The sequence below is a fragment of the Acidithiobacillus marinus genome (assembly GCF_002847505.1).
Lineage (GTDB): Bacteria > Pseudomonadota > Gammaproteobacteria > Acidithiobacillales > Acidithiobacillaceae > Acidithiobacillus > Acidithiobacillus marinus.
Map to the genome: position 1 here is coordinate 26,358 of NZ_MXAV01000017.1, position 23,055 is coordinate 49,412.

Sequence of the window (23,055 nt, forward strand, 5' to 3'; positions counted from 1 at the left end):
TGGCATTGAGCAGTAATCAAAGGGACACTGCGGTGCTCCCGGTAAATGAGGCTTATTGAAATTTATGACCACCCCTAACGCTGAAATGCTTGTTGAACCCAGTTTTGCCGAGATGTTTGAGGAAAGCCAAAGTACTCAGGGCCTGAAGCCCGGTGAGTTGCTTACCGGCATCGTGACCCGAGTGGATAATGATTTTGTCATTGTCGATGTGGGTTTGAAATCTGAAGGTCCCATCCCCGCCGAGCAGTTTCGTAATGCTGAGGGTGAAATCGAGGTCAAGGTCGGAGACTCGGTTGAAGTCTGTCTGGAGCTGGTGGAAGACGGCATGGGTGAAACCCGCTTGTCCCGGGAAAAAGCCCGGCGTGCCAAGACCTGGGTCGATCTGGAAAAATCCTTCAATGATAATGCCGTGGTGCATGGCTTCCTGACCGGCAAGGTCAAGGGTGGTTTCACGGTCAGCATTGATGGGGTCCGGGCTTTCCTGCCAGGTTCACTGGTGGATGTGCGTCCGGTGCGCGATGTGGCCTATCTTGAAGGCAAAGACCTCGAGATGAAAATCATCAAACTGGATCGCAAGCGCAACAATGTGGTGGTATCGCGCCGCGCGGTCGTGGAGCAGGAACAAAGCGCAGAGCGCGGTGTATTGCTGGAAAGTATTCAGGAAGGGGCCATTCTTGATGGTGTGGTCAAGAACCTGACTGATTACGGCGCATTTATTGATCTGGGTGGCATTGATGGCCTGCTGCATATCACGGATATGGGCTGGCGCCGTGTCAAGCATCCCAGCGAAGTGGTCACCGTTGGTGCCGAGGTGCGCGTGCTGGTGCTCAAATTCGACCGCGAAAGAGGCCGTATTTCTCTGGGCATGAAGCAGCTGGGAGAAGATCCGTGGCGCGATATCGCCCGTCGTTATCCTGAATCGACCCGTATTTTCGGCAAGGTCACCAATGTCACCGATTATGGTGCATTCGTAGAAATCGAAGAGGGTGTGGAAGGTCTGGTCCATGTTTCCGAAATCGACTGGACCAACAAGAACATCAATCCCGCCAAGGCCCTGCATGTTGGTCAGGAAGTCGAGGTGATGATTCTGGATATTGATGAAGAGCGTCGGCGCATTTCTCTGGGCATCAAGCAGTGTCTGCCCAACCCCTGGGATGATTTTGCCCAGAACTTCCAGAAGGGTGACCGCGTTTCTGGCCAGATCAAGAGCATTACCGACTTCGGGGTTTTTGTCGGCCTGGATGGTGGTATTGACGGACTGATTCATCTTTCCGACCTGGCCTGGGATCGCACCGGTGAAGAAGCGGTGCGCGACTTCAAGAAGGGCGATACTCTGGAAGCCGTGGTTCTGAGTATTGATCCGGAACGTGAACGTATCAGCCTCGGTATCAAGCAGATGGAAACCGATCCTTTCATTCAGTTTGTGGTCGCCAATGAGAAGGGCGCTCTGGTAGAAGGTGAAGTCATTTCTGTCGATGGTCGTGGTGCGGAAATCCGCCTGGGTGAAGGTGTCGAAGGTCATCTTCCCCAGCGTGAGCTGAGCAAGGGCCAAACCCTGGCAACCGGTGACAAGATTGAAGTGGCCATTGCTGCTGTCGACCGGAAAAACCGCACTTTGACTTTAAGCACCAAGGCGCGCGATGTAAGCGCTGCGCCTTCGGCTGAAGAGCAGGCAGCGGCAACTCAGCAGTATGCGCGGAGTGCGGCGACGGGCACCACGAGTCTGGGTGATCTGATCAAAGAGCAGCTCAAGCGTAAGCAAGAAGAGGAAAGTTAAGTCCAGCACCACTCCCGGAGTGTGCCTATGGCACCCCCGGGAGTCACTTTTTTATAGTCTTCAGTTTCCCAATCAGTACCCTATTTATTTTAAAGAAGCTAAAAATCATGACTAAATCCGAATTGATCAAAAATATCAGCGCCCAGTATCCGCATCTGAGTGTGCGCGATATCGAAATGGCTGCCCGTCATATGCTGGATTACCTCAGTGATGCCTTGGCTGAAGGTGAGCGCATTGAGATTCGTGGCTTTGGTAGCTTTTCCCTGCACGTTCGTCCTGCCAAGCAGGGTCGTAACCCCAAGACTGGTGAATCAGTGATGGTACCGGAAAAGCGGGTTCCTCATTTCAAGCCGGGTAAGGAACTGCGTGAGCAGGTGGATTATCCGGAGAATGCGTCTGGCAAGGCCTGATTGACCATAGCCGGCGTGGATTCTGCGGTTGTCCTCGTTCTGGGGATTGCCATTACTATCGGCGCTCTCCTGGGTTTTTGGTTGGGTCGAGGCCGGAAAAGTATTACCAGCAAAACCATCCCCCAAGTTTATATTCAGGGGCTGAACTATTTACTGAGTGAGCGTCAGGATCAGGCTGTAGAGGTTTTCCTGGACGCCTTGCGTCAGCACCCGGAAAGTGTGGATATTCTCCTCGCGCTGGGGCGGCAATTCCGCAGACGCGGCGAACTGGAAAGAGCCTTGCGCGTACATCAGTATCTGCTGGAACAACCCGCTTTGACTCTGGAATTGCGGCGGAGCGTCCTTTTTGAAATTGCTCGTGATTATCTGAAAGCCGGAATCCTGGATCGGGCGGAAAGTATTCTCAAGGAATTGCTGGAAAGTCAGCCTGATCATGCCGAGGGTTTGGCTACTTTGGCTGAGCTGTACGAACTGGGCAGTGAATGGGCTTCATCCATCGAGATTCGCCAGCGTTTGTTGCAGTCCGGGCTTCCCCGGCAGCGAGAAGTAATCGCTCTGCTATACGGAGAGCTGGCTGAAGAGTCCTTGCGTCAGGGAGAGCGTGAACAGGCCCAGCAATTTCTGCGGGCTGCGCGTCGGGAGGCTCCTGAGAATCCAAGGGTTCTCCTGATTGCCGGGCGCCTGGCATTCATGGCGGAAGACTGGCAAAAAGCCCTCCGGTACTGGGAGAAATTGCTGGATCACCGTGCTGGTTCGGCGATTTTGCTGGTGCTCGACGCTTTCCTGCAGGCACTGCAGCATCTGGCAAAACCGCAGCGCCAGGAATATATGCAGCGTTTGGAGGCTTACTGCCATTCGCCGCTGGCTATCAAGCGCCTGGCAGAAGCCTTGCAGTTGCAGGAAGGACAGCAGATAGCCGCCCGTTTTTTACGCAGTATTTTGTTCAAAAACCCCGATCTCCGGGTGTTTCAGCTGTTGTTGCGTATGGATGCCCAGGCGCCAGAAGCAGAGCTGATGGAGAAAATGGCCTTGGCCGTGCGGCAATGGCAGATTGACCCTGAACTCTTCCATTGCCATGTTTGTGGCTATCAAAGTACACAGTACTATTGGCGCTGCCCTAGTTGCCGTCAGTGGGGTACGTTCTCAGGAGAAAAAAAACCATGAAATCGCCTCTGATTGTGGCCCTGGATTATGCCGATCCGAGTGCGGCGCTGGACTTGGCTGCTTTATTGGATCCATCACAATGCCGGGTCAAAATAGGCAAGGAGCTTTTTACCGTCGCAGGCCCGCTGCTGGTGGAACAACTGCAGGACAAGGGCTTTGAAGTGTTTCTGGATCTCAAGTTTCACGATATTCCCCAGACCGTCGCCAAGGCCTGTCATGCTGCCGCGCAACTGGGGGTTTGGATGCTTAATGTTCATGCCAGTGGTGGTCAGGCCATGCTGGAAGCCGCGCGCAAGGCCGTAGACGCCTCTCCGCATCGTCCCCTGTTGATTGCGGTGACGGTGTTAACGAGCTTGGATGCTCCTGCGCTACAGCAGGTAGGTGTGTTTGATCCGGTATCTGTGCAAGTGGAAAGATTGGCGGCGCTCAGTGCAGCAGCGGGTCTGGACGGGCTGGTATGTTCTGCACAGGAAGCCGCGCAAATGAAGCTTGCACATCCGGAGCTTTGTTTGGTGACACCGGGTATTCGTCCGCCGGAGCATATTGCGGATGATCAAAAACGTACCATGACTCCGGCAGCAGCACTGGCCGCCGGCGCGGATTATCTGGTCGTTGGCCGGCCCATCACTGCGGCTGCAGATCCAGCGCAGGCCTTGGCGGCTATGCTGGCTGCTTGCGCAGCTTAGTGTGAGGATGGGGCGTATTTTCATTTTATGAAATCCGACTAATATGCTTAAGACATGGCTTGATGACCGCGTGCGATGCTTTTGAGTGTTTCGAGAATGCGGGCTTGAAAACCCCGGCGATAGATAACAGATTATTTATAGCGTATTGCCTTGCCGTAAGAGGAACAGATGGAGAGAAAGCTTCAGTGACAGCCGATGATGTAGTGAATGTCTACAAAAATGATGGTGCATTGCTTCAGGGACATTTTTTATTGTCTTCGGGCTTGCATAGTGATACCTATTTGCAGTCTGCAAAAGTGCTGCAAAATCCAGAGCATGCAGCAGCACTTTGTGCAGCCATGGTGGCCGGTATCCCCGCAGACCTGCGTCAGCAGATTCAGTGTGTGGTCGGGCCGGCCATGGGGGCGGTGCTGGTTTCCTATGAATGTGGCCGAGCACTGGGCTTGCGGAGTCTTTTTACCGAACGCGAAAATGGAGAGATGGTTTTGCGACGGGGCTTTGCCTTGTCACCCGGTGAGGCCGTATTGGTGGTCGAAGATATCACTACCACGGGCGGTTCGACGCGGGAGTGTATTGCTGCAGTAGAAGCGGCGGGTGGAAAAGTAGTGGCCAGCTCCGCCATTATTGACCGCAGTGCTGGATTCCAGGATTTTGATGGTGTCCCTTTTTATCCGCTCTTGCGTTTGCCGGTGCGGACCTGGTCCGCAGAAGCCTGCCCGCTTTGTGCAGCAGGGGATGTGCCGGTCAAACCGGGGAGTCGGGGGCTGCGCTGACCTTGAGGGGCGGCGAGCATGTGTTTATGATGGGTGTTCAGGCTTAGACAAAATGAAAAACAAGGATCAGTTCATGCAAATTTCCACACCGGAGGCCGCGCCTCTGGAAAGACACATTCATGTGACCATTCCTGCCAGTGAGGTAGAAAGTGGCGTCACGCAACGTTTACGTAACAAGGCACGCTCGGCGCGCTTTCCGGGTTTCCGTCCGGGTAAGGCGCCGCTCGCCATTGTCGAACGGCACTACGGATCAGATGCTCTCATGGAGACTTTTGATCAACTGATCAATGAGCATTACGCCCAAGCCGTGCGCGAACAGTCCTTGCGTCCTGTGGGCCGCCCCGACGTGCAGGTTGAGAAGGGCGGGCGCGGAGAGGATTTCGTGTTTACGGCGGTGGTAGAAGTCTACCCCGAGTTCGAGCCGCAGGTCCCCGAGGCGGCCGTCATTCGCAAGACGGCGGAGGTGAGTGAGGCGGATGTGGATGCAACCATCGACATCATGCGCCAGCAACGGCGTGTTTACGTCAAGGCCGAGCGTGCCGCACAAAATGAGGATCGGGTCACTGTGGATTTTCAGGGCCTGATGGACGGAGAGCCCATGCCCGGTGGGGATGTGGTGGATTACCAGGTGGTTCTGGGTGGCGGGCGCTTGCTGCCAGACATCGAACAAGGTCTCGTAGGTATGTCCGATGGAGAAGAAAAATCCGTTTCTGTGCAGTTTCCTGAAGATTATCATGTGGCTGAGCTGGCCGGGAAAAATGCCGAGTTTCATCTTCAGGTCAAGGAGGTGGCTGCTCCTCAGCTGCCCGAACTGGATGCCGAATTTGCCCTGGCCCTGGGCATTGAAGATGGCGATGTGGCAGCCCTGCGTCAGGAGGTCAAGGAAAATCTTGAGCGCGAAGCCCAGCGCCTCAGTCATGCCCAAGTCAAGGCGCAGATTCTGGATCTCGTTGCCGACAGTAACCAGCCGGACCTGCCCAAGCAGATGTTGGCCCAGGAACTGGAACAGTTAAAGAAAGACCCCAATGCGGGCAATCATAACGATCTGGATAGTATTGCTCGGCGTCGTGTGGTCCTAGGGTTGGTCCTGAGTGAGATTGTGCGCCGGGAAAAACTCCAGGCCAGTTCCGGCGAAGTGACCCAGGTCATTCGGGATATGGCAGAACAGTATGAAGATCCGGACCAGTTTGTCGCCTGGTATCGCAGCAAGCCGGAGCAACTGGAGCAGGCTGAAGCCATGGTTCTTGAGGACAAGGTGGTGGCATGGCTTCTGGAGCGTGTTAAAGTGACTGAAGAGCCGGTGAGTTTCAATCAGTTGATTGGCCGTGCCCCGGCGCCACAAACCCTGTCCGAATAACGGGTTGCGGACACATCCCGGATGTGTCCCTCAATGGAGGAGCAGCAATGATGTGGAAACAAACAGGAGACACCATGACGCCCGCCCCGCAAGGTTTAGGCTATGTGCCGATTGTGGTTGAGCAAACCGGCCGTGGTGAGCGTTCCTATGATATTTATTCCCGGCTGCTGAAAGAAAGGGTAATTTTCATGGTCGGCCAGGTAGAAGATATGATGGCCAACCTGGTGGTTGCCCAGTTGCTATTCCTGGAAGCCGAGAATCCCGACAAGGATATCGCTTTGTATATCAATAGTCCGGGCGGTTCGGTAACCGCAGGTATGGCTATTTATGATACCATGCAGTTCATTCGACCCCAGGTCAGTACGGTCTGTATTGGTCAGGCTGCGAGTATGGGCGCGGTATTGCTGGCTGCAGGGGCAGAGGGCAAGCGCTACGCCTTACCTAATGCCCGAATCATGTTGCATCAGCCCTCTGGCGGTTTTCAGGGGCAAGCCCATGATATCGAAATTCATACCAAGGAGATTCTGCGCATTCGTGAACGACTCAATGATATTCTGGTCCATCATACCGGACAGAGTCGCGAGCGCATTGAACAGGATCTCGACCGGGACTTTTTCATGTCGGCCGAAGAGGCCCAAACTTATCATCTCGTGGATGCCGTGATTACTCATCGCGGTGATGACGAGACCGCCTGAAACAGGCAGGAGAACAGCTATGGCTGGAAAGCATGAGGGAAATGGTGAAAAGACTTTGTATTGTTCTTTTTGCGGCAAGAGTCAGCACGAAGTCCGCAAGCTGATTGCCGGTCCATCGGTATTTATCTGCGATGAATGTATTGAGCTGTGCAATGATATCGTTAAGGACGAAATTCTTGACGATATGCACGGAGATCAGCCGGACAAGCTGCCTAAGCCCATGGAGATCCGCAAAACGCTGGACGATTATGTGATTGGTCAGGAGAGTGCCAAAAAAGTACTTTCGGTGGCTGTCTATAATCACTACAAGCGTCTGGAGCATGGTGGCAAGGACAACGAAGTAGAGCTCGACAAGAGTAACATTCTACTGATCGGTCCCACCGGTTCGGGTAAGACTTTGCTGGCCCAGACTCTGGCCCGTCTGTTGAACGTCCCTTTTGCCATGGCCGATGCCACGACCCTTACCGAGGCAGGATATGTGGGTGAGGATGTGGAAAACATCATTCAGAAGTTGCTGCAGAAATGCGATTATGATGTGGAGAAGGCGCAAACTGGTATTGTTTATATTGACGAAATCGACAAGATTACCCGTAAGTCAGAAAATCCCTCCATTACCCGGGATGTCTCCGGCGAAGGGGTGCAGCAGGCCTTGTTGAAGTTGATTGAAGGTACGGTGGCCTCGGTTCCTCCCCAGGGCGGACGTAAGCATCCCCAGCAGGAGTTTTTGCAGGTGGACACCCGCCACATTCTGTTCATCTGTGGCGGTGCTTTTGCGGGCCTTGAAAAATCCGTTTCTTCACGATTGGAAAAAGGCGGTATGGGTTTCAACGCTCCCCTGAAAAAACAGGACAAGGACGCGACAGCGGCCATGCTGATGCAGAATCTGGAACCCGAAGATCTGGTGCGCTATGGGTTGATTCCCGAATTTGTCGGCCGCTTGCCCATATTGGCGCTCTTGGAGGAGTTGGATGAGGAAGCCTTGATGTCCATCCTCACCGAACCCAAAAACGCCTTGATCAAGCAATATCAGAAAATGTTTTCATTGGAAGGGGTGACTTTGGAGTTCCGTCCGGAAGCCCTTAAGGCTATTGCTAAAAAAGCACTGGCCAGAAAAACCGGTGCTCGCGGTTTACGGTCCATCCTGGAACAGATTCTGCTGGATACGATGTACGAGTTGCCGTCCATGACAGGTATCAAAAAAGTCGTTGTGGATGCGGCTGTTGTGGACAGTGGCGGGAAGCCGCTGCTGGTGTATGACGATGCCATCAAGGTGGATATATCTCACCCTGCCTAACAAACAGAGAGGGCGCGTTGAAAACCTCAATCAACACCCCCATCTGCTTATCTAATGATGGTTATCATCGAATTTCTGGAGTGAGCCGTGGCGCAAATCGATAAAAGTCTCCTGGTAGAAGAAGAATCTCAGATGGTTCCTGTACTGCCGTTGCGGGATGTGGTGGTTTTTCCTTATATGGTGATTCCGCTTTTTGTGGGGCGTGCAAAATCTATTCACGCGCTGGAAGAAGCGATGTCAGGAGAAAAGCAGATCCTGCTGGTTTCCCAGAAAAATGCGGCGGATGATGATCCGCAGCCTGAAAATATATACCGCATCGGGACCCTGGCAACCATTTTGCAGTTACTCAAATTGCCGGATGGTACGGTAAAAGTGCTGGTAGAAGGCACGGATCGGGCCAAGATCGTTTCCTTCCTGCCAGCCGATGAATATCTGCGTGCCCAGGTTCAGGTGGTCGCCAGTGGGGCTGCCAATGATCGCGAACTCGAAGCCCTGATGCGTTCGGTAAGCGCCCAATTTGAGTCCTATGTAAAACTCAACAAGAAAATCCCGCCCGAAATCCTGTCTACCTTGGCCAGCATGGATGATCCGGCCCGGCTTGCCGATACGGTGGCCGCCCATCTCAGTCTCAAGCTAGAAGAAAAACAGGATATTCTGGAAAAAGCCGATACCCGGGTGCGGTTGGAACATTTGCTCGGCATGATGGAATCCGAAATTGATCTTCTCCAAGTCGAAAAGCGGATTCGTGGGCGAGTGAAACGGCAGATGGAAAAAAGCCAACGCGAGTACTATTTGAATGAGCAAATGAAAGCTATTCAAAAGGAGCTCGGTGATCTGTCTGAAGAAGGCGGCAGCGAGCTGGACGAGCTCGCCCGGAAAATTGAAAAAGCTGGTATGCCCAAGGATGTGCGGGCCAAGGCAGAAGCAGAACTGAAAAAATTGCGCATGATGAGCCCGATGTCGGCTGAAGCGACGGTGGTGCGGAATTATATTGATTGGCTGGTGGGCGTGCCATGGCGTAAGCGCAGCAAAATCACCAAAGATCTCAAGCGTGCCAAAGCGGTACTAGATGCCGATCACTATGGGCTGGAAGACGTTAAGGAACGGATTCTCGAGTATCTTGCCGTTCAGGAGCGGGTGGGCAACAGCCGTGGGCCTATTTTGTGCTTGGTCGGTCCTCCCGGCGTCGGCAAAACCAGTTTAGGTAGATCCATAGCCGAAGCGACCAACCGCAAATTTGTGCGCATGTCGCTGGGTGGTGTGCGCGATGAAGCCGAGATCCGTGGACATCGGCGCACCTATATTGGTGCCTTGCCCGGTAAAATAGTACAAAGTCTTGCCAAGGTGGCCACTCGTAATCCGTTGATGCTGCTGGATGAAGTGGACAAGATGGCGATGGATTTTCGCGGTGATCCCGCATCAGCCCTGTTGGAAGTGCTGGATCCGGAACAGAACGCGACTTTCAATGACCATTATCTGGAGGTGGATTTCAATTTGTCCGAGGTGATGTTCGTGACCACGGCCAACACCTTGAACATACCGGCGCCACTGATGGATCGTATGGAAGTTATTCGCATTTCCGGATATACGGAAGACGAGAAAATTCATATCGCCAGCAAATACCTGCTCCCCAAGCAAATTGAAAAGGCGGGTTTGAAGCCGGGAGAGATGCAGGTTTCGCAAACCGTCATCCGGGATATCATCCGTTACTATACGCGTGAAGCGGGCGTGCGGAATCTTGAAAGGGAACTGGCTCGGATTTGTCGAAAGGTTGTCAAGGAATTGTTGCTGGATAAAAAACGCAGCAAAATTCAGGTATCTGATCGCAATCTGGACAAATATCTGGGTGTCCGGCGTTTTGATTTTGGCAAAGCCGAAAAAGAAAATCGCATTGGTGAGGTCACTGGTCTGGCCTGGACCGAGGTGGGCGGAGAATTGCTGAGTATTGAAGCGGTGGTGGTGCCGGGTCGTGGCAAGCTGCTGATTACCGGTAAGCTCGGCGATGTCATGCAGGAGTCCATTCAGGCTGCCATGAGTGTGGTACGCGCCAGATCACGCGCTTTGGGTATTCCCGCTGATTTTTATCAGAATCGTGATGTGCATATTCACGTTCCGGAAGGTGCAACGCCCAAGGATGGACCCAGTGCCGGTATTGGCATGGCTACGGCGCTGGTTTCCGCATTGACCAGCATTCCGGTAAGGGCCACGGTGGCCATGACCGGAGAAATCACTTTGCGTGGTGAGGTTCTGCCTATTGGTGGTTTAAAAGAGAAATTGCTGGCGGCCCATCGTGGCGGCATCAGTACGGTGATGATTCCGGCAGAAAATGAAAAAGATCTGCAGGAAATTCCCAAAAATGTGCGAGATGCCCTGACGATCAAACCGGTACGCTGGATTGATGAAGTTCTGGCCATTGCTCTGGAGACTTCGCCTACGCCATTGCCCGATGATGGTGAAGGGATGCCTGGAGTGGTTCCGCCCGGAGTGGGGGATAATTCTGAAGACAAGGCGACAGCACATTAGATCTTGGTTGTTGGCCTCTGATACATAATTATGTATCAGAGGCTGCTTTTTAATGTTAAACCGTCGCTAAATAACGACGAATATTGTTCAGGAAATCGCGTTTAACAATCGAGATATGTTGTGATTTTTTCCGTGTTCTTGACAAGTGTTTTTTTACCCTGCTATAACCTTGCAGGTGCACAGCAGATAAGTGGTTTCACCCATACTGACTAGGTCTATAACAGGAGAAAGAAATTATGAACAAATCTGAATTGATCGAAAAAATCGCCGAAGAAGCAGGTGTAACCCGGGCTGCCGCAGGCCATACCCTGGATGCCGCCATCAAGGTGGTCACTGAAGCCTTGAAAGCGGGCGATCAGGTCACGCTGGTAGGTTTTGGATCCTTTCTGGTTGCTGAACGTGAAGCACGTAAGGGTCGTAATCCTGCTACGGGTGCAGAAATCATGATTGCTGCCAGTCGCACACCCAAATTTAAAGCTGGTAAAGCACTGCGTGATGCAGTAAACTAGCGCGTCTGGTTAGGGCGGTTAGCTCAGTTGGTAGAGCGTCGGCTTTACACGCCGAATGTCGGGGGTTCGAGCCCCTCACCGCCCACCACCAATTTATTGGGGTGGTAGTTCAGTTGGTTAGAATGCCGGCCTGTCACGCCGGAGGTCGCGGGTTCGAGCCCCGTCCGCCCCGCCAAATGAAAAAAGGCGCCCTCGCAAGTGGGTGCTTTTTTTATGTGTCAGTTCTGCAGTGAGATGATATTTCTGCGGGTGTTTTGAAGCAGAATCCGGTCTGATAAAACTTTTATCCGCCACTCCGTTTTGTGAGGATTGTAATCATGATGGATGTATTCCGTAATATGGGACAATCATTTGTCGCCAAAATAATCATGGCACTTATTGCATTGTCTTTTGTCCTCTGGGGGGTAAGCGGATATTTTATGTCAGGCAGCTCCGGCCCCGCTGCAGTAGCTTCCGTCAATGGTCATAAAATCACCGCTGCGGTCTTCCAAAAACGGTTACAAGAAACCCAGGAGCGATATCAGCAGGTTTTTGGTGCGACCACGGCGGCTAAAATGGCCAAACAAAGCAGTTTTGCCAATGAAGTACTGAATGGCATGATTGGTAATCTATTACTCGGAGGTGAAGCTGCCCATATGGGCTTGCAAGTGCCGAATGCTGCATTGGCTAAAAAAATTGAAGCGATCCCTGCCTTCCAGGTGAAGGGTGATTTTTCCAAGGCAAAATATCAGGAAGTTCTCACAGATCATGGTATGACCCCTGCGCAATTTGAAGCTTTGTTACGAGAGAGCCTGCGTGTTGAGCAACTTCAGGTGATACCACAAATCATTGCTCATGCTTCCGATCAGGCAGCAAAAGACGTGTGGGGTTGGTCCCAGGAATATCGGGATATCAGTACGGTCACGATAAATGCGAATGATTTTACATCACAGGCCAAGCCCGATAATGCAGCGGTGAAAGCGTTTTACGACAAACATTTATCAGAGTTTAAACTGCCAGCTCAGGTTGAGGTGCAATATGTGGTGCTTGGGCCACAAAGTTTTGCAGGTAATGGAGCATCTACACAGAGCGGTACTGCGGGGACAGCTTCGGAAAAAACGGCTTCTGGAGCGATTGATCAAGCTGCTGAAAATGCTTTTCAGGCGCAGGTTGAAAACTTCAAGGATCGCCTTTTCAGTAGTGCAAATGGCCTGCAGCCCGTCGCCAAAGCGTATCATCTGCAAATACTAAACAGTGGCTTGTTGACCGAGGGTAAAGTACTGTCCAGCGGTCCATTTAGCGATCCCAAAGCGCTGGAACTTGCCTTTAGTAAAGCCGTCCTGGCCGGTAAAAACAGTACGGCCCTGACCTTGAAAAATGGGAATTTACTCGCCGTGCATTTGTTGCATTATCATCCGGGTACGGTACAGGATCTGCAGGCTGTCCAGGAAAAGATTGTTCAGCGACTGACTGATGTAAAGTCCTTGCAGTTGGCCAAATCAGAGGCGGAAACGCTGCTGGCTCAGGCGCGCAAAGAGGGTAAAGTAGGAGCCTTGAGTGATGGTAGCCACTATCCGATCAAAGTGCATTTGAATGTGACGCGCAAGGATGCCCAAGGCTTGTCACCAGCGTTGCTGACTGAAGCCTTTTCGGCCCCGGCCCCGCTGCAGCGGAAACCTTCACTGGGCATGATTCGTGAAGATAATGGTTATACCCTGTATGCCGTTACCCAGGTCGTAGCGCCTTCTGCCACTGCCGTCAATCCCAAGGTAACCGCAGAAATTCGTGCTTCTCTGGAAGAACAACGGGGCAGGTTGTTGTCGGCAGCCTATTTGAGCGATTTGCGGGAACATGCCCATGTTAAAATCAACGTCGCGCAATTGGCGCAGGCGGCGCAACAATGATGCCACAGCAGCGGCTTTTGCCAGGTTGAGTGACGCTAACAAGCGATATGACGTGAAAGCTCAGGATGTAGGACGTTTAACCGCTGTCTCTACCAACTGTAAATGCACGCTGCGCGGAGAGGATTTGCTGGGTATTTCCTGATAAGTCAGATGCAACTGTTGGCTTTTTTGGGGCGCATCCAGATAGGCGCTACCCGGTGGATCCCAAGGGCCAACGGCGCTATGGCTGACGGTAACGGGAGTTCCGTAATGAATAAGTGCGTATATTTTATGGGCGGCACTCTTGGGGAGTTCCACACATCCTGCACTTTGCGGAAAGCCATAACTGGCCCGGGGGTAAAAATGCACCGCCCGCCCTCGATCAAAATAATTGACCCAGCGAATATCCGGATCATCATAATGCTGATACTGCACCCAGTGATGATGATAACGCGCGTAATGCACTGACTGGAGGGCGTAGCCAGCCGACTTGGCCGCTTCATAAAGACGCACCTGTGCCTTGGGAACAGGAATGGGAAAGCGGCCGATCATGGCAGTATGGGTATCCCGTGCGTAAACCGGCCAGGTCCCGTCAGGCGTTGCATGCATGACCCCGGTATTGGCCTTGCTCTGAAAAATCCAGCCATGGCCACCCATGAATAGATGAATTTCTTCCGGTCTTGGAAATTTGGTCACCAATATCCAGGTCCAGGGGTCAGGGTCGTTTTTCTTGGCATGGACAAGGGCTTTTTCGATGGTCGGGGGCAAGCCACGGATGCCCATGTCTCCTGGCTCAACCGGCAGGTGATGAACGGCTTCAAACTGATATAAGGCTCCCAGTACCAGCGGATTCCAAGGGTCTTGCCAAGAGTCGGAAGCCGCTAAGGTCTGGAGCGCTCTGGGAATTTTAAATCGCCATTGATAACTGCCATGAATATGGCCATGCAGACCGAGATAATCTACCGGGATAAGAGGAAGGTACCGCAGCTTTATAAGAATTTTTCGGATTTCCCGAGCGTGCAGCAACTCTTGGGTGGAACTGGATAGTGTTGCGGCAGTGGGCGCGGTTGGTATCAGCATGTGGATCCTTTATCCGTCAAGTTTGCGGTTATTTCTGTACGATGATGCCCCGATTTTTCACTTAGGCCTCTCTTGATTCATAGAAGTTCCGATTTTATTGGGTATCCGGATTTCCTGGTTGTTATGCGCGATTGGAAGATAAACGACAAGTGAAACTCACAACGGATTAACTGGTAGATAGCTTGCTCAGTATGTTCACTTGATCGAAATTGAGGGTATCCTGATAAGCGGTGGATCCGATCCGACGAGCAGGGGCCGAGCCGCCATCCTCTCGACGGCATCATCTGAGAGTCGCGGTAAGACAGGGATCTCTGGGAGAATCACATGCTCGAGGGCGATGCGGGGCAGTGGCCTGTCCTGATGATCCGTGGCAGCGCACGTCGCTGGGCGACAGCTTGGCTATGCCGCTCGCCTTGCTGGAGACCCGCTGGTGAGCACTGTGGCACGTGCCCTTCTGCCTGGGGCAGGCTTTGACAAGGCAGAAACGCCCATGCTAGGCTCGCGACCATGATTTCATATTTGGCAGTTCGCCTCACTCCGCGATTTATGCACCCCCGGGATCCTTACGGCATCGGCGGGCGGTGAATTGTACACCTCTGAAAGCGGAACCCCCGGGCCAGATCCCGGGGGTTTTTGCTTTCAGGCGGCCTCCCATTCATCGAGAGTTTGATGAGTAACGCCTGATTTTTCCGCCGGTACCTACATCCTGGAGAAATCAGAAAATGTCTACGTTGTTATCCTCCGAAGCACTATGCTCCGCCCTCAACCTTGCGGACCTGACCAATCCGCGCCAGGGTACGCATGCCATGCAGTTGCTGCTGCAGGAAATCAGACAAGCACTCACCAAGCAATGGCGCTGCAGGCAGCTCATGATTCGCAGCGGCTCTGTTGTGCCAATTACTAACAACTACGACCGTTTGGGCTATCCACCGGAAGGTGCAGCGCGGGACGCTCGCTACACACGCTACGTCGCCGATGGTTATATCCTGCGCACCCAGACGTCGGCGGCCATTCCCGATCTGCTGGACGGACTGAGCTTGGACCCACCCGATGACTTGTTGCTGCTCTTACCGGGACTAGTCTATCGGCGCGACAGCATCGACCGCTTGCACTGTGGCGAACCGCACCAGTTGGACCTCTGGCGCCTAGTGGACGCTGCCCAAGGATCGGAGATGTCGGTATCCGAGTTACAGCAAATGGTTTCGGTGGTCATGGCCGCCGCCGTGCCCGGCCTGGAGTGGCGCACCCTAGCGTCGCCTCACCCTTACACCGAGCAAGGGATACAAATCGACGTTCGCTGGCGGGATGAATGGATTGAGGTTGGTGAGTGCGGCCTAGCGGCACGCGGGATACTGAACCAAGCGGGCCTTACTGGCCATACTGGTTTGGCCATGGGCCTGGGGCTCGATCGGTTGCTGATGCTGCGCAAGCGGATCCCCGATATTCGGCTCCTGCGAAGTGAAGACCCGCGCGTGCGCACGCAGATGAATGACCTAGATACCTACAGGCCGGTATCTGCGATGCCTGCCATTCGTCGGGACCTATCTCTCTGCGTCGATACTTGGATTAACGAAGAACTTATCGGCGACATGGTCCGCGAACGGTTGCCCGAAGCGGAGAGCATTGAAGCTCTGCTGATCAAGGCGGAAACGGCTTTCGAGGATCTACCGGCGTCGGCCCATCAACGCATGGGAATGAAGCCAGGGCAGAAGAATATCCTGCTGCAACTGACCCTTCGACACTTGGAGCGGACTCTGACCGACGAGGATGCCAACCTTATCCGCAACCAGGTCTATCGCCTGCTCCACCAAGGTGAACGCCAAGAACTGGCGCAGGATGGCAGTTGAAAGCAACCGCACCCGGGCATTTCCCTGGGTGCGGCTTCCGATCAGCCCCACCGCATAGTGGGGCAGCACTCGACACTGTCCAGCACCGCCTTGAGGGAACGCCTACTCCAAGCGGTGCAGTGTGTCTCAGTTAGAGAACCACGATCACCGATTGTCAATGTCGACAAGGAAAGTTTGCATGACCAGCCTGCCCGATAACATCCTTCATCTTCCTGAGTACCATATCCTGGATATTAAGGATAAAGAGCACGACCTCCACTTCCGGTTGGAAGCCCCCCACCCTGTAGCCTGCGAGGAATGTGGCGTAGAGGGGGAGTTTGTCCGATTCGGTAAGCGCGATGTTGCTTACCGAGACCTTCCCATCCATGGCAAGCGGGTCACCTTGTGGGTGGTTCGCCGGCGTTATACCTGCCGTGCCTGCGGGAAGACATTCCGTCCGACACTTCCAGAGATGGAGGATACCCACCGCATGACGCGGAGGCTTTACAGCTATGTCGAGAAAGAGGCTTTCAACCACCCTTACGCCTACGTGGCCGATAGCACGGGCCTTGACGAGAAGACCGTTCGCGAGATCTTCAAGAAGAAGGCCGAGTTTCTGGGCCGCTGGCATCGCTTCGAGACGCCCCGCTGTTTGGGTATCGACGAGCTGTACCTAAACCGTCGATACCGCTGCATCCTGACCAACCTGGAGGAGCGCACCCTGTTGGACCTGCTACCCGGTCGTCAGCAGGAAGCGGTGACGAAGCGGCTCATGAGCATGGCCGAGCGCAATCAGGTCGAGATCGTCAGCATGGACATGTGGAAGCCCTACCGCCGTGCCGTCCAGGCGGTGCTGCCACAGGCTCGCATCGTGGTCGATAAGTTCCATGTTGTGCGTATGGCCAACGAAGCCCTGGAGAAGGTCCGCAAGGGGCTCAGAAAGGAGCTGACGGCCAACCAACGCCGAACCCTCAAGGGTGACCGGAAGATCCTGCTGAAGCGGGCTCACGACGTCTCCGACCGCGAACGTCTCATCATGGAAACCTGGACGGGGGCCTTCCCTCAGCTCCTGGCAGCCTACGAGCACAAGGAGCGGTTCTACCACATCTGGGACTGTGCCACCCGGCGAGATGCTGAGAAGGCGCTGGCTGCATGGATTGACGACATCCCACAGGGGCAGAAGGAGGTCTGGAAGGATCTCGTCAGCGCCGTCAGTGGCTGGCGTGAGGAGGTGCTGACCTACTTCGAGACTGACATCCCGATCACCAACGCCTTCACCGAGTCGATCAACCGGCTGGCCAAGGACAAGAACCGCGATGGCCGAGGCTATTCTTTCGAGGTGATGCGAGCCCGGATGCTCTACACCACCAAGCACAAGAAGAAGTCGCCGCAGACCAAGGAGTCCCCATTCTTGGGCAGGGCAACCATAGCCTACAGCATGGGCCTGCCCGAGCAAGAGAAGAACTTCGGCGTCGATCTATCAACCTTCTGGAGAGATTAAGGTCTGGGCGGGGCGTAGGTGCCCCCTCAACCAGTTAATCCGGATACCCATTTTATTTATGGTTGTGGCGTTGTTTTCACTGTTGGGGAGTTGCCAGATTCCCAATGGGGATCTTTCATCCAGGATTTTCTGAGTTCTGGAAGGGGCCTGCCCAGTAATTGCTCCAGTTGCTGAAGCTCCGGTTCGTAAAAAGCCTGTAAAAACTGGCGCGCTTCCGAGTCCATGGGGGGTTTGGGGCTTTCCATCAGAAAGAAGTGACGCCAGATATAATCCCCCCAACGACGCGGGAAAAATTGTTCACCAATACGGCGGCTGAGAGGATGACTGGCAAGTCGGCGGGCCCAGTTTCCGCGCGGTAGGCGGTAGGCATTGTGGACAGATTTCAGATCCATGGAATGGACGGCCTGTGCGTCAATTCCCAAAAACCGGGTGATCTCCAAGAGTGTCTGTGCGGGCTTTTTATGGAGGTCCTCAAGTAAGCAGACAAGCACGTTCTGGGTTCCAAAGCGCTGCTGGTATCGAGCAATCTGCCCGGAATACTGGCCGAGCTCCAGATACAACTGGGAGATACCCCAACCCTTGTCAGGACGAGACCAGTCTTTTTTTAATGCTTGTAAAAAGGGCAGGTTGATCACACCTTCATTATGATCCATGAGATATTGGGCGTAGGCTCTTTGCACTGGATCCCGTAGGATAACGATTATTCGGGCGTCAGGCCGGACTTGATAAATACGTTCAGCAGCTTCGGGACACCAGAGATAGGAAGGGCTGGCATCGCCTACACAAGAAAAATGTTCAGATCTCCGGTACAAATGCTGATATTCCCGGAGGCTGGATACGCGCTGGATAAGATGATCCTGTTCGCGCGCTGGTTTGACCTGGGAAAAATAATGGGGTTCTTTCATCTCCGGCAGGAATATCTGAGGATGCTGTTTCAAATAGGCATAAAGAGAGGTCGTACCACTTTTCACCGCACCGACAATATAAAAATTCGGCCAGATGAAATCACACATGTGCAAGCGTCCTACTGTTCCACCGGATAAAAATCATGGAATCCCATTTTTTTCATGGCAGCGACCGCCTTGACAGCCGCAATGTGATCGGGGAGCGGGCCGACCTGCACTTTGTAATAGGTCTGGCCTTTGACCAGCCCGGGGACGATCAATACATCCTGGAAACCTGCTGCATGGAGCCGGTTGCGTTCAACCGTAGCGTGATTCAGGGACTGGAAAGCGCCGGTTTGTAAATAGGTTTGGGTCAGCTGTGTCTGGCTGCGCGGAGTCGGTGTCCTGGACGGCGGGACAGAAGTGGTCGACCCGGTGACGATGCTGGAGGAAGGGGCCAGAGCGACGATTTCTACGGGTGCGGTGCCTTGCTTGGTCATACCCAGCGCTGCAGCGGCACCGTAAGAGAGGTCCATGCTGCGGCCATCCACGAAAGGACCGCGATCATTGACCAGCACGACGATGCTGCGACCATTGCTGAGATTGGTCACCCGGGCGCAGGTAGGCAGGGGCAGGTCACGGCTGGCAGCCGTATAAGCCCGTGGTCGAAACGGCGTGCCCATGGATGTTGTGGATCCGGACTCCCAGCCATACCAGGAAGCCAGTCCCCGGACATGATAGCCAGCAGCACTTTGCAATGGATGATAAGAGCGCCCATGAATCTGATATGGCCGATTGTAGGCGGCCCGCAAATTGGGCGCAGCAGCATTGCAGCTGGCCGCAGCGGAAGGTGATACCGCAGCAGAAGGGGCTTGGTTGACTCCCGCACAGCCGCCCATCAACAGCGTGCCAGCACTCAGGAGAGCAGAACAGATGCTTTTGCCGGATTTGTTCATTCAGCGCTACCTGAGCCAAGCAAATTCCGCATGATTCCCGCGTAAATCCGGGATAGGTCTTCCAGATCACTGACCGCCACACATTCATTGAGCTTGTGAATGGTGCTGTTGACGGGACCCAGTTCGACCACTTGCCCCCCTAGTTGGGCGATAAAACGGCCGTCGGAAGTGCCACCGCCGGTGGATAGTTTGGCTGCATGCCCAAGGGCTGTTTTTAATGCCTGTTGAGTGGCCGCGACCAACGTACCCGGAGCCGTAAAAAAGGGAGGGCCGGACAGCTGCCAGTCAATCTGATAATGGATCTGCGCGGCATCCAAAATCTGATGAACACCAGTCTGCAAGGATTCAGGCGTCGATTCTGTAGAAAAACGAAAGTTGAAGTCAGCGCTGAGCTGCCCCGGGATCACATTATTCGCCCCGGTGCCCGCATGGATATTGGAAAATTGCAGGCGGGTCGGCGGAAAAAATTCATTGCCGGCATCCCAGGATTGCTCGACTAGGTCTGCCAGGGGACGAAAGGCCCGATGTATAGGATTGTCGGCCTTGTCAGGGTAAGCCACATGCCCCTGGATACCCTGTACGGTCAGATGCCCATTGAGGGAGCCACGCCGCCCGTTTTTAATGACATCACCTAGCTGTTCCTCGGAAGAGGGCTCCCCGACGACGCACCAGTCAATGTTTGCGTCCTGTTCCCGGAGCCAGTCCACGACATGACGGGTACCATGGGTGGCTATGCCTTCTTCGTCAGAGGTGATCAGAAATGCCAGCCGTCCGCCATGTCTGGGGTTGTCGGCAACAAAAGCCTCAGCAGCCACGATCATGGCTGCAAGACTGCCTTTCATGTCGGCAGCTCCACGCCCGTAGAGCATGCCATCGCGAATACTCGGGCTGAATGGATGGCTGTGCCATGCTTCGAGAGGGCCGGTGGGAACCACATCCGTATGGCCTGCAAAGCAGAGGCAGGGACCGGACTGTCCACGCTCGGCCCAGAAATTCTGTACACCACCCGCCGGCAATCGCGTTACCCGAAAGTCTAATGCTTCTAGGCGGGCGATCATCAGATCCTGGCAGCCGGCATCTTCGGGGGTGACGGAAGGCCTGGAGATCAGGTCCTCGGCCAGAGTCAACACAGGGCTTTTCATCATGGATAAAACTTCCTTCAGATATCCCGCAGGATTTCGTTAATCCCCACTTTGCTCAGGGTTTTGGCATCTACCTGTTTGACAATGACTGCGCAGTAAAGACTGTAGCTGCCGTCTTTAGCCGGTAGGTTGCCGGAAACCACGACAGAGCCGGCGGGTACCCGACCATAACTGATTTCGCCGGTGGCACGGTTGAAAATTTTGGTACTGGCGCCAATGAACACGCCCATGGAAATGACCGATCCTTCTTCAACAATGACGCCTTCGACGACTTCGGAACGCGCACCAATAAAGCAGTGATCTTCAATAATGGTAGGATTGGCCTGCAGGGGTTCCAAAACGCCACCAATGCCGACGCCACCAGAAAGATGCACGTTTTTACCAATCTGGGCGCAGGAGCCGACCGTAGCCCAAGTGTCCACCATGGTGCCTTCGTCCACGTAAGCACCGATGTTGACGAAGGAGGGCATCAACACACAGTTGCGGCCGATAAAAGCACCGCGACGGGCCGTAGCGGGCGGAACCACGCGAAAGCCGCCGGTGCGGAAATCATTACTGTTATAGTCGGCAAATTTGCCAGGCACCTTGTCATAAAAATTGGTCTCGGCACCGGGAATGCGGCTATTGTCGTGCAACCGGAAGGACAGGAGCACGGCTTTTTTGATCCATTGATGGGTGACCCATTGCCCGTCCCGTTTTTCGGCGACCCGGAGGACGCCTTTGTCCAGGCCCTCAATGGTCTGATGGACCGCATCGCGTACGTCGGCCGGGGCTTGTTTGGGGGATATTTCCGCACGATTTTCCCATGCGGCATCAATAATGGTTTCAAGACTCTGGCTCACGGCAACTCCTTCATAAGTGATTCAAATGGAAAATGAGGATAGGGGATGGTTTTCCAGAAAATGACGGATTCTCTGCAGTCCTTCCACACAATCTTCATGACTGCCCACGAGGGCAATCCGCACCCGCTCCTGACCCGGATGGCAACCCTGGGCGTCCCGGGATAAATAGGCACCAGGCAGACAGCGCACATGTTCTGCGGCGTAGAGGGCTTTTACAAAAGCTTCGCCATTACCGACCTGCGGCCACAGGTAAAATCCGCCAGCAGGGATATCGAAGGGCAAGAGCTCCCCGAGAATAGTCTGGGCAGCGGCAAATTTTTCGGTATAGCTGGCACGGGTCTGGACGACATGGGTTTCATCCTGCCAGGCACTGATGGAGGCCGCCTGAATAAAAGGCGGCATGGCGGCACCCAGATAAGTCCGATACAGCACAAAGGCTTTGAGGATGTCCGGATCTCCGGCCACAAAACCACTTCGCGCTCCCGGAATACTGGATCGTTTGGAAAGACTGTGAAAAGCCAGCACATTACTGAGGCTGCCGGTTTGGGCAGCTGCCTCCAGAATTCCGGCAGGGGCCTCATTTCCGATATATAACTCGCTGTAGCACTCGTCCGCTGCCAAAACAAATCCATGTTGACGGGATTTATCGATCAGCCAGCGCAAGGTTTCGAGGGGGAGCGTGGCTCCCGTGGGATTATGGGGCGAGTTGATATAGAGCAGCGCACATCGTGACCAGACGGCTTCGTCAATTTCCTGGAAATTCGGCTGACCGCTTTCCCCGCAGTTCAGATAATAGGGTTCTGCCCCGGCCAGCAAAGCCGCACCTTCATAAATCTGATAAAAGGGATTGGGCAGCAACACCAGCGCTTGCGGCTTGGCACAGGCAGACAGTACGGCTTGGGCGATACTGAATAATGCCTCACGACTGCCGTTGGCCGGTATGACCTGGGTTTCAGGATTCAGGAAACCTGCAGATAGGTGAAAGCGTTGGGTTGCCCACTGAGCAATGGCCTGACGCAGGCGTAAATCCCCCAGCACCTTGGGATACTCGGTGAATCCATGTAGATGGGCGGTAATGGCTTCGCTGACGATCGCCGGCGCGGGGTGGCGGGGTTCGCCGATGGAAAAATCAATGAGCGTCTGTTCTGGCGGGGTGATGCCCGCAAGCAGATTACGCAGGCGCTCAAAAGGATAAGCCTGCAGGGTATCCAGCAACGGATTCATGATCGTGGTCGTCATGGGATTTGATTCTGGGGCATGGATGGCGGTGATGACAAGTCCATGCGCTCAAACGAGATATTTATGCCAAAATTGGGCGACACCACCATCCTCATTGATAGTGTAAGGCTGGAATCCGAAAGATCGATAGGATTTTTGCGCTGGAATATTACCTTCTAAAACTTCAAGGGTTAATTTACAAAATTTTTGCTCACGCGCATGATCCTCAATAAAGCTGAAGAGGGTGCGCGCAATACCTTGGCGGCGAAATTCCGGAACCACATAAACATCATGAATATTCAACAAGGCTGCACCATTGAAAGTAGAAAATCCCTCTATACAAACAGCAATGCCGACTATTTCTTTTCCAGCGACTGCCAAGAAAATATGAACCCACGAACGAATCGCAAGGTTTTCTAACAAATTTTCATAGACATCCTGGCGTAGGGGGGCTCCTTGTCCCATGTCATCCTGAGCATATTGATCAATAAGTTTACGAATGACTAAACAATGTTGTGGGTTATGGTAATCTGCAAGACAAACTTTAATCATGATT

Annotated in this window: 20 protein-coding genes and 2 tRNA genes; 15 read left to right on the forward strand and 7 right to left on the reverse strand. The window is 53.7% G+C overall.

Annotated elements, in window-relative coordinates:
- Positions 1 to 64 precede the first annotated feature (64 nt).
- The 13 genes from rpsA (at position 65) to B1757_RS05020 (ending at position 13,071) form a co-directional block, all read left to right on the forward strand.
- On the forward strand, positions 65 to 1,777 hold the full coding sequence (gene rpsA, locus B1757_RS04960; RefSeq protein ID WP_101537266.1) for a 30S ribosomal protein S1: 1,713 nt from the start codon (positions 65 to 67) through the stop codon (positions 1,775 to 1,777).
- A gap of 107 nt (positions 1,778 to 1,884) precedes the next feature.
- Positions 1,885 to 2,187: an integration host factor subunit beta gene (locus tag B1757_RS04965; RefSeq protein WP_101537267.1), complete on the forward strand. Its 303-nt coding sequence runs from the start codon at positions 1,885 to 1,887 to the stop codon at positions 2,185 to 2,187.
- Positions 2,188 to 3,351, forward strand: a complete 1,164-nt coding sequence (locus B1757_RS04970) for a tetratricopeptide repeat protein (protein WP_101537268.1) — start codon at positions 2,188 to 2,190, stop codon at positions 3,349 to 3,351.
- Positions 3,348 to 4,037: an orotidine-5'-phosphate decarboxylase gene (gene pyrF, locus B1757_RS04975; protein ID WP_101537269.1), complete on the forward strand. Its 690-nt coding sequence runs from the start codon at positions 3,348 to 3,350 to the stop codon at positions 4,035 to 4,037. Before B1757_RS04970 ends, pyrF begins: the two co-directional genes overlap by 4 nt.
- 185 nt (positions 4,038 to 4,222) lie before the next feature.
- The gene (pyrE, locus tag B1757_RS04980) at positions 4,223 to 4,810 is read left to right on the forward strand and encodes an orotate phosphoribosyltransferase (RefSeq protein ID WP_172437608.1); all 588 of its coding nucleotides are present in this window, start codon (positions 4,223 to 4,225) and stop codon (positions 4,808 to 4,810) included.
- A 73-nt stretch (positions 4,811 to 4,883) separates the two neighbouring features.
- Complete coding sequence (tig, locus tag B1757_RS04985) at positions 4,884 to 6,167, forward strand: trigger factor (protein ID WP_253253713.1); 1,284 nt, start codon at positions 4,884 to 4,886, stop codon at positions 6,165 to 6,167.
- Between the two features lie 47 nt (positions 6,168 to 6,214).
- Positions 6,215 to 6,862, forward strand: coding sequence for an ATP-dependent Clp endopeptidase proteolytic subunit ClpP (clpP, locus tag B1757_RS04990; RefSeq protein WP_438263616.1), 648 nt, complete (start codon positions 6,215 to 6,217; stop codon positions 6,860 to 6,862).
- A 19-nt stretch (positions 6,863 to 6,881) separates the two neighbouring features.
- Positions 6,882 to 8,156, forward strand: a complete 1,275-nt coding sequence (gene clpX / locus B1757_RS04995) for an ATP-dependent Clp protease ATP-binding subunit ClpX (protein ID WP_101537273.1) — start codon at positions 6,882 to 6,884, stop codon at positions 8,154 to 8,156.
- A gap of 87 nt (positions 8,157 to 8,243) precedes the next feature.
- A complete protein-coding gene (lon, locus tag B1757_RS05000) occupies positions 8,244 to 10,679 on the forward strand; it encodes an endopeptidase La (RefSeq protein WP_253253714.1) in 2,436 nt (811 codons plus the stop codon).
- Positions 10,680 to 10,915: 236 nt separating this feature from the next.
- Complete coding sequence (locus B1757_RS05005) at positions 10,916 to 11,188, forward strand: HU family DNA-binding protein (protein ID WP_101537274.1); 273 nt, start codon at positions 10,916 to 10,918, stop codon at positions 11,186 to 11,188.
- Positions 11,189 to 11,200: 12 nt separating this feature from the next.
- Positions 11,201 to 11,276, forward strand: a tRNA-Val gene (locus B1757_RS05010).
- Between the two features lie 10 nt (positions 11,277 to 11,286).
- A tRNA-Asp gene (locus B1757_RS05015) sits at positions 11,287 to 11,363 on the forward strand.
- A gap of 142 nt (positions 11,364 to 11,505) precedes the next feature.
- On the forward strand, positions 11,506 to 13,071 hold the full coding sequence (locus tag B1757_RS05020; protein ID WP_101537275.1) for a peptidylprolyl isomerase: 1,566 nt from the start codon (positions 11,506 to 11,508) through the stop codon (positions 13,069 to 13,071).
- Between the two features lie 60 nt (positions 13,072 to 13,131).
- On the opposite strand, the gene B1757_RS05025 is transcribed toward B1757_RS05020, so the two are convergent.
- Positions 13,132 to 14,130, reverse strand: coding sequence for a L,D-transpeptidase family protein (locus B1757_RS05025; RefSeq protein ID WP_172437609.1), 999 nt, complete (start codon positions 14,128 to 14,130; stop codon positions 13,132 to 13,134).
- 722 nt (positions 14,131 to 14,852) lie between these two features.
- Here B1757_RS05025 and srmL point away from each other — a divergent pair.
- Entirely contained in the window at positions 14,853 to 15,977 is a 1,125-nt protein-coding gene (gene srmL, locus B1757_RS05030; RefSeq protein ID WP_054645043.1) for a PheS-related mystery ligase SrmL, read from the forward strand.
- 178 nt (positions 15,978 to 16,155) lie between these two features.
- Positions 16,156 to 17,457 (forward strand): ISL3 family transposase, encoded by a 1,302-nt coding sequence (locus B1757_RS05035; protein WP_101537277.1) that lies wholly within the window; start codon positions 16,156 to 16,158, stop codon positions 17,455 to 17,457.
- A 56-nt stretch (positions 17,458 to 17,513) separates the two neighbouring features.
- Here B1757_RS05035 and B1757_RS05040 read toward each other — a convergent pair whose 3' ends face one another.
- From B1757_RS05040 to B1757_RS05065, 6 genes are read right to left on the reverse strand one after another with little or no spacing between them, the layout of a single operon-like run.
- On the reverse strand, positions 17,514 to 18,470 hold the full coding sequence (locus tag B1757_RS05040; RefSeq protein WP_101537278.1) for a sulfotransferase family protein: 957 nt from the start codon (positions 18,468 to 18,470) through the stop codon (positions 17,514 to 17,516).
- 11 nt (positions 18,471 to 18,481) lie between these two features.
- Positions 18,482 to 19,297 carry an SPOR domain-containing protein gene (locus tag B1757_RS05045; protein WP_101537279.1) on the reverse strand — a complete coding sequence of 272 codons (816 nt, stop codon included), beginning with the start codon at positions 19,295 to 19,297 and terminating at the stop codon, positions 18,482 to 18,484.
- Complete coding sequence (dapE, locus tag B1757_RS05050) at positions 19,294 to 20,442, reverse strand: succinyl-diaminopimelate desuccinylase (protein WP_101537280.1); 1,149 nt, start codon at positions 20,440 to 20,442, stop codon at positions 19,294 to 19,296. The genes B1757_RS05045 and dapE overlap by 4 nt, the downstream gene beginning before the upstream one ends.
- A gap of 14 nt (positions 20,443 to 20,456) precedes the next feature.
- Entirely contained in the window at positions 20,457 to 21,281 is an 825-nt protein-coding gene (gene dapD / locus B1757_RS05055) for a 2,3,4,5-tetrahydropyridine-2,6-dicarboxylate N-succinyltransferase (RefSeq protein ID WP_101537281.1), read from the reverse strand.
- Positions 21,282 to 21,302: 21 nt separating this feature from the next.
- Positions 21,303 to 22,520, reverse strand: coding sequence for a succinyldiaminopimelate transaminase (gene dapC, locus B1757_RS05060; protein WP_101537282.1), 1,218 nt, complete (start codon positions 22,518 to 22,520; stop codon positions 21,303 to 21,305).
- A 48-nt stretch (positions 22,521 to 22,568) separates the two neighbouring features.
- Positions 22,569 to 23,051, reverse strand: a complete 483-nt coding sequence (locus B1757_RS05065; protein ID WP_101537283.1) for a GNAT family N-acetyltransferase — start codon at positions 23,049 to 23,051, stop codon at positions 22,569 to 22,571.
- Positions 23,052 to 23,055 lie beyond the last annotated feature (4 nt).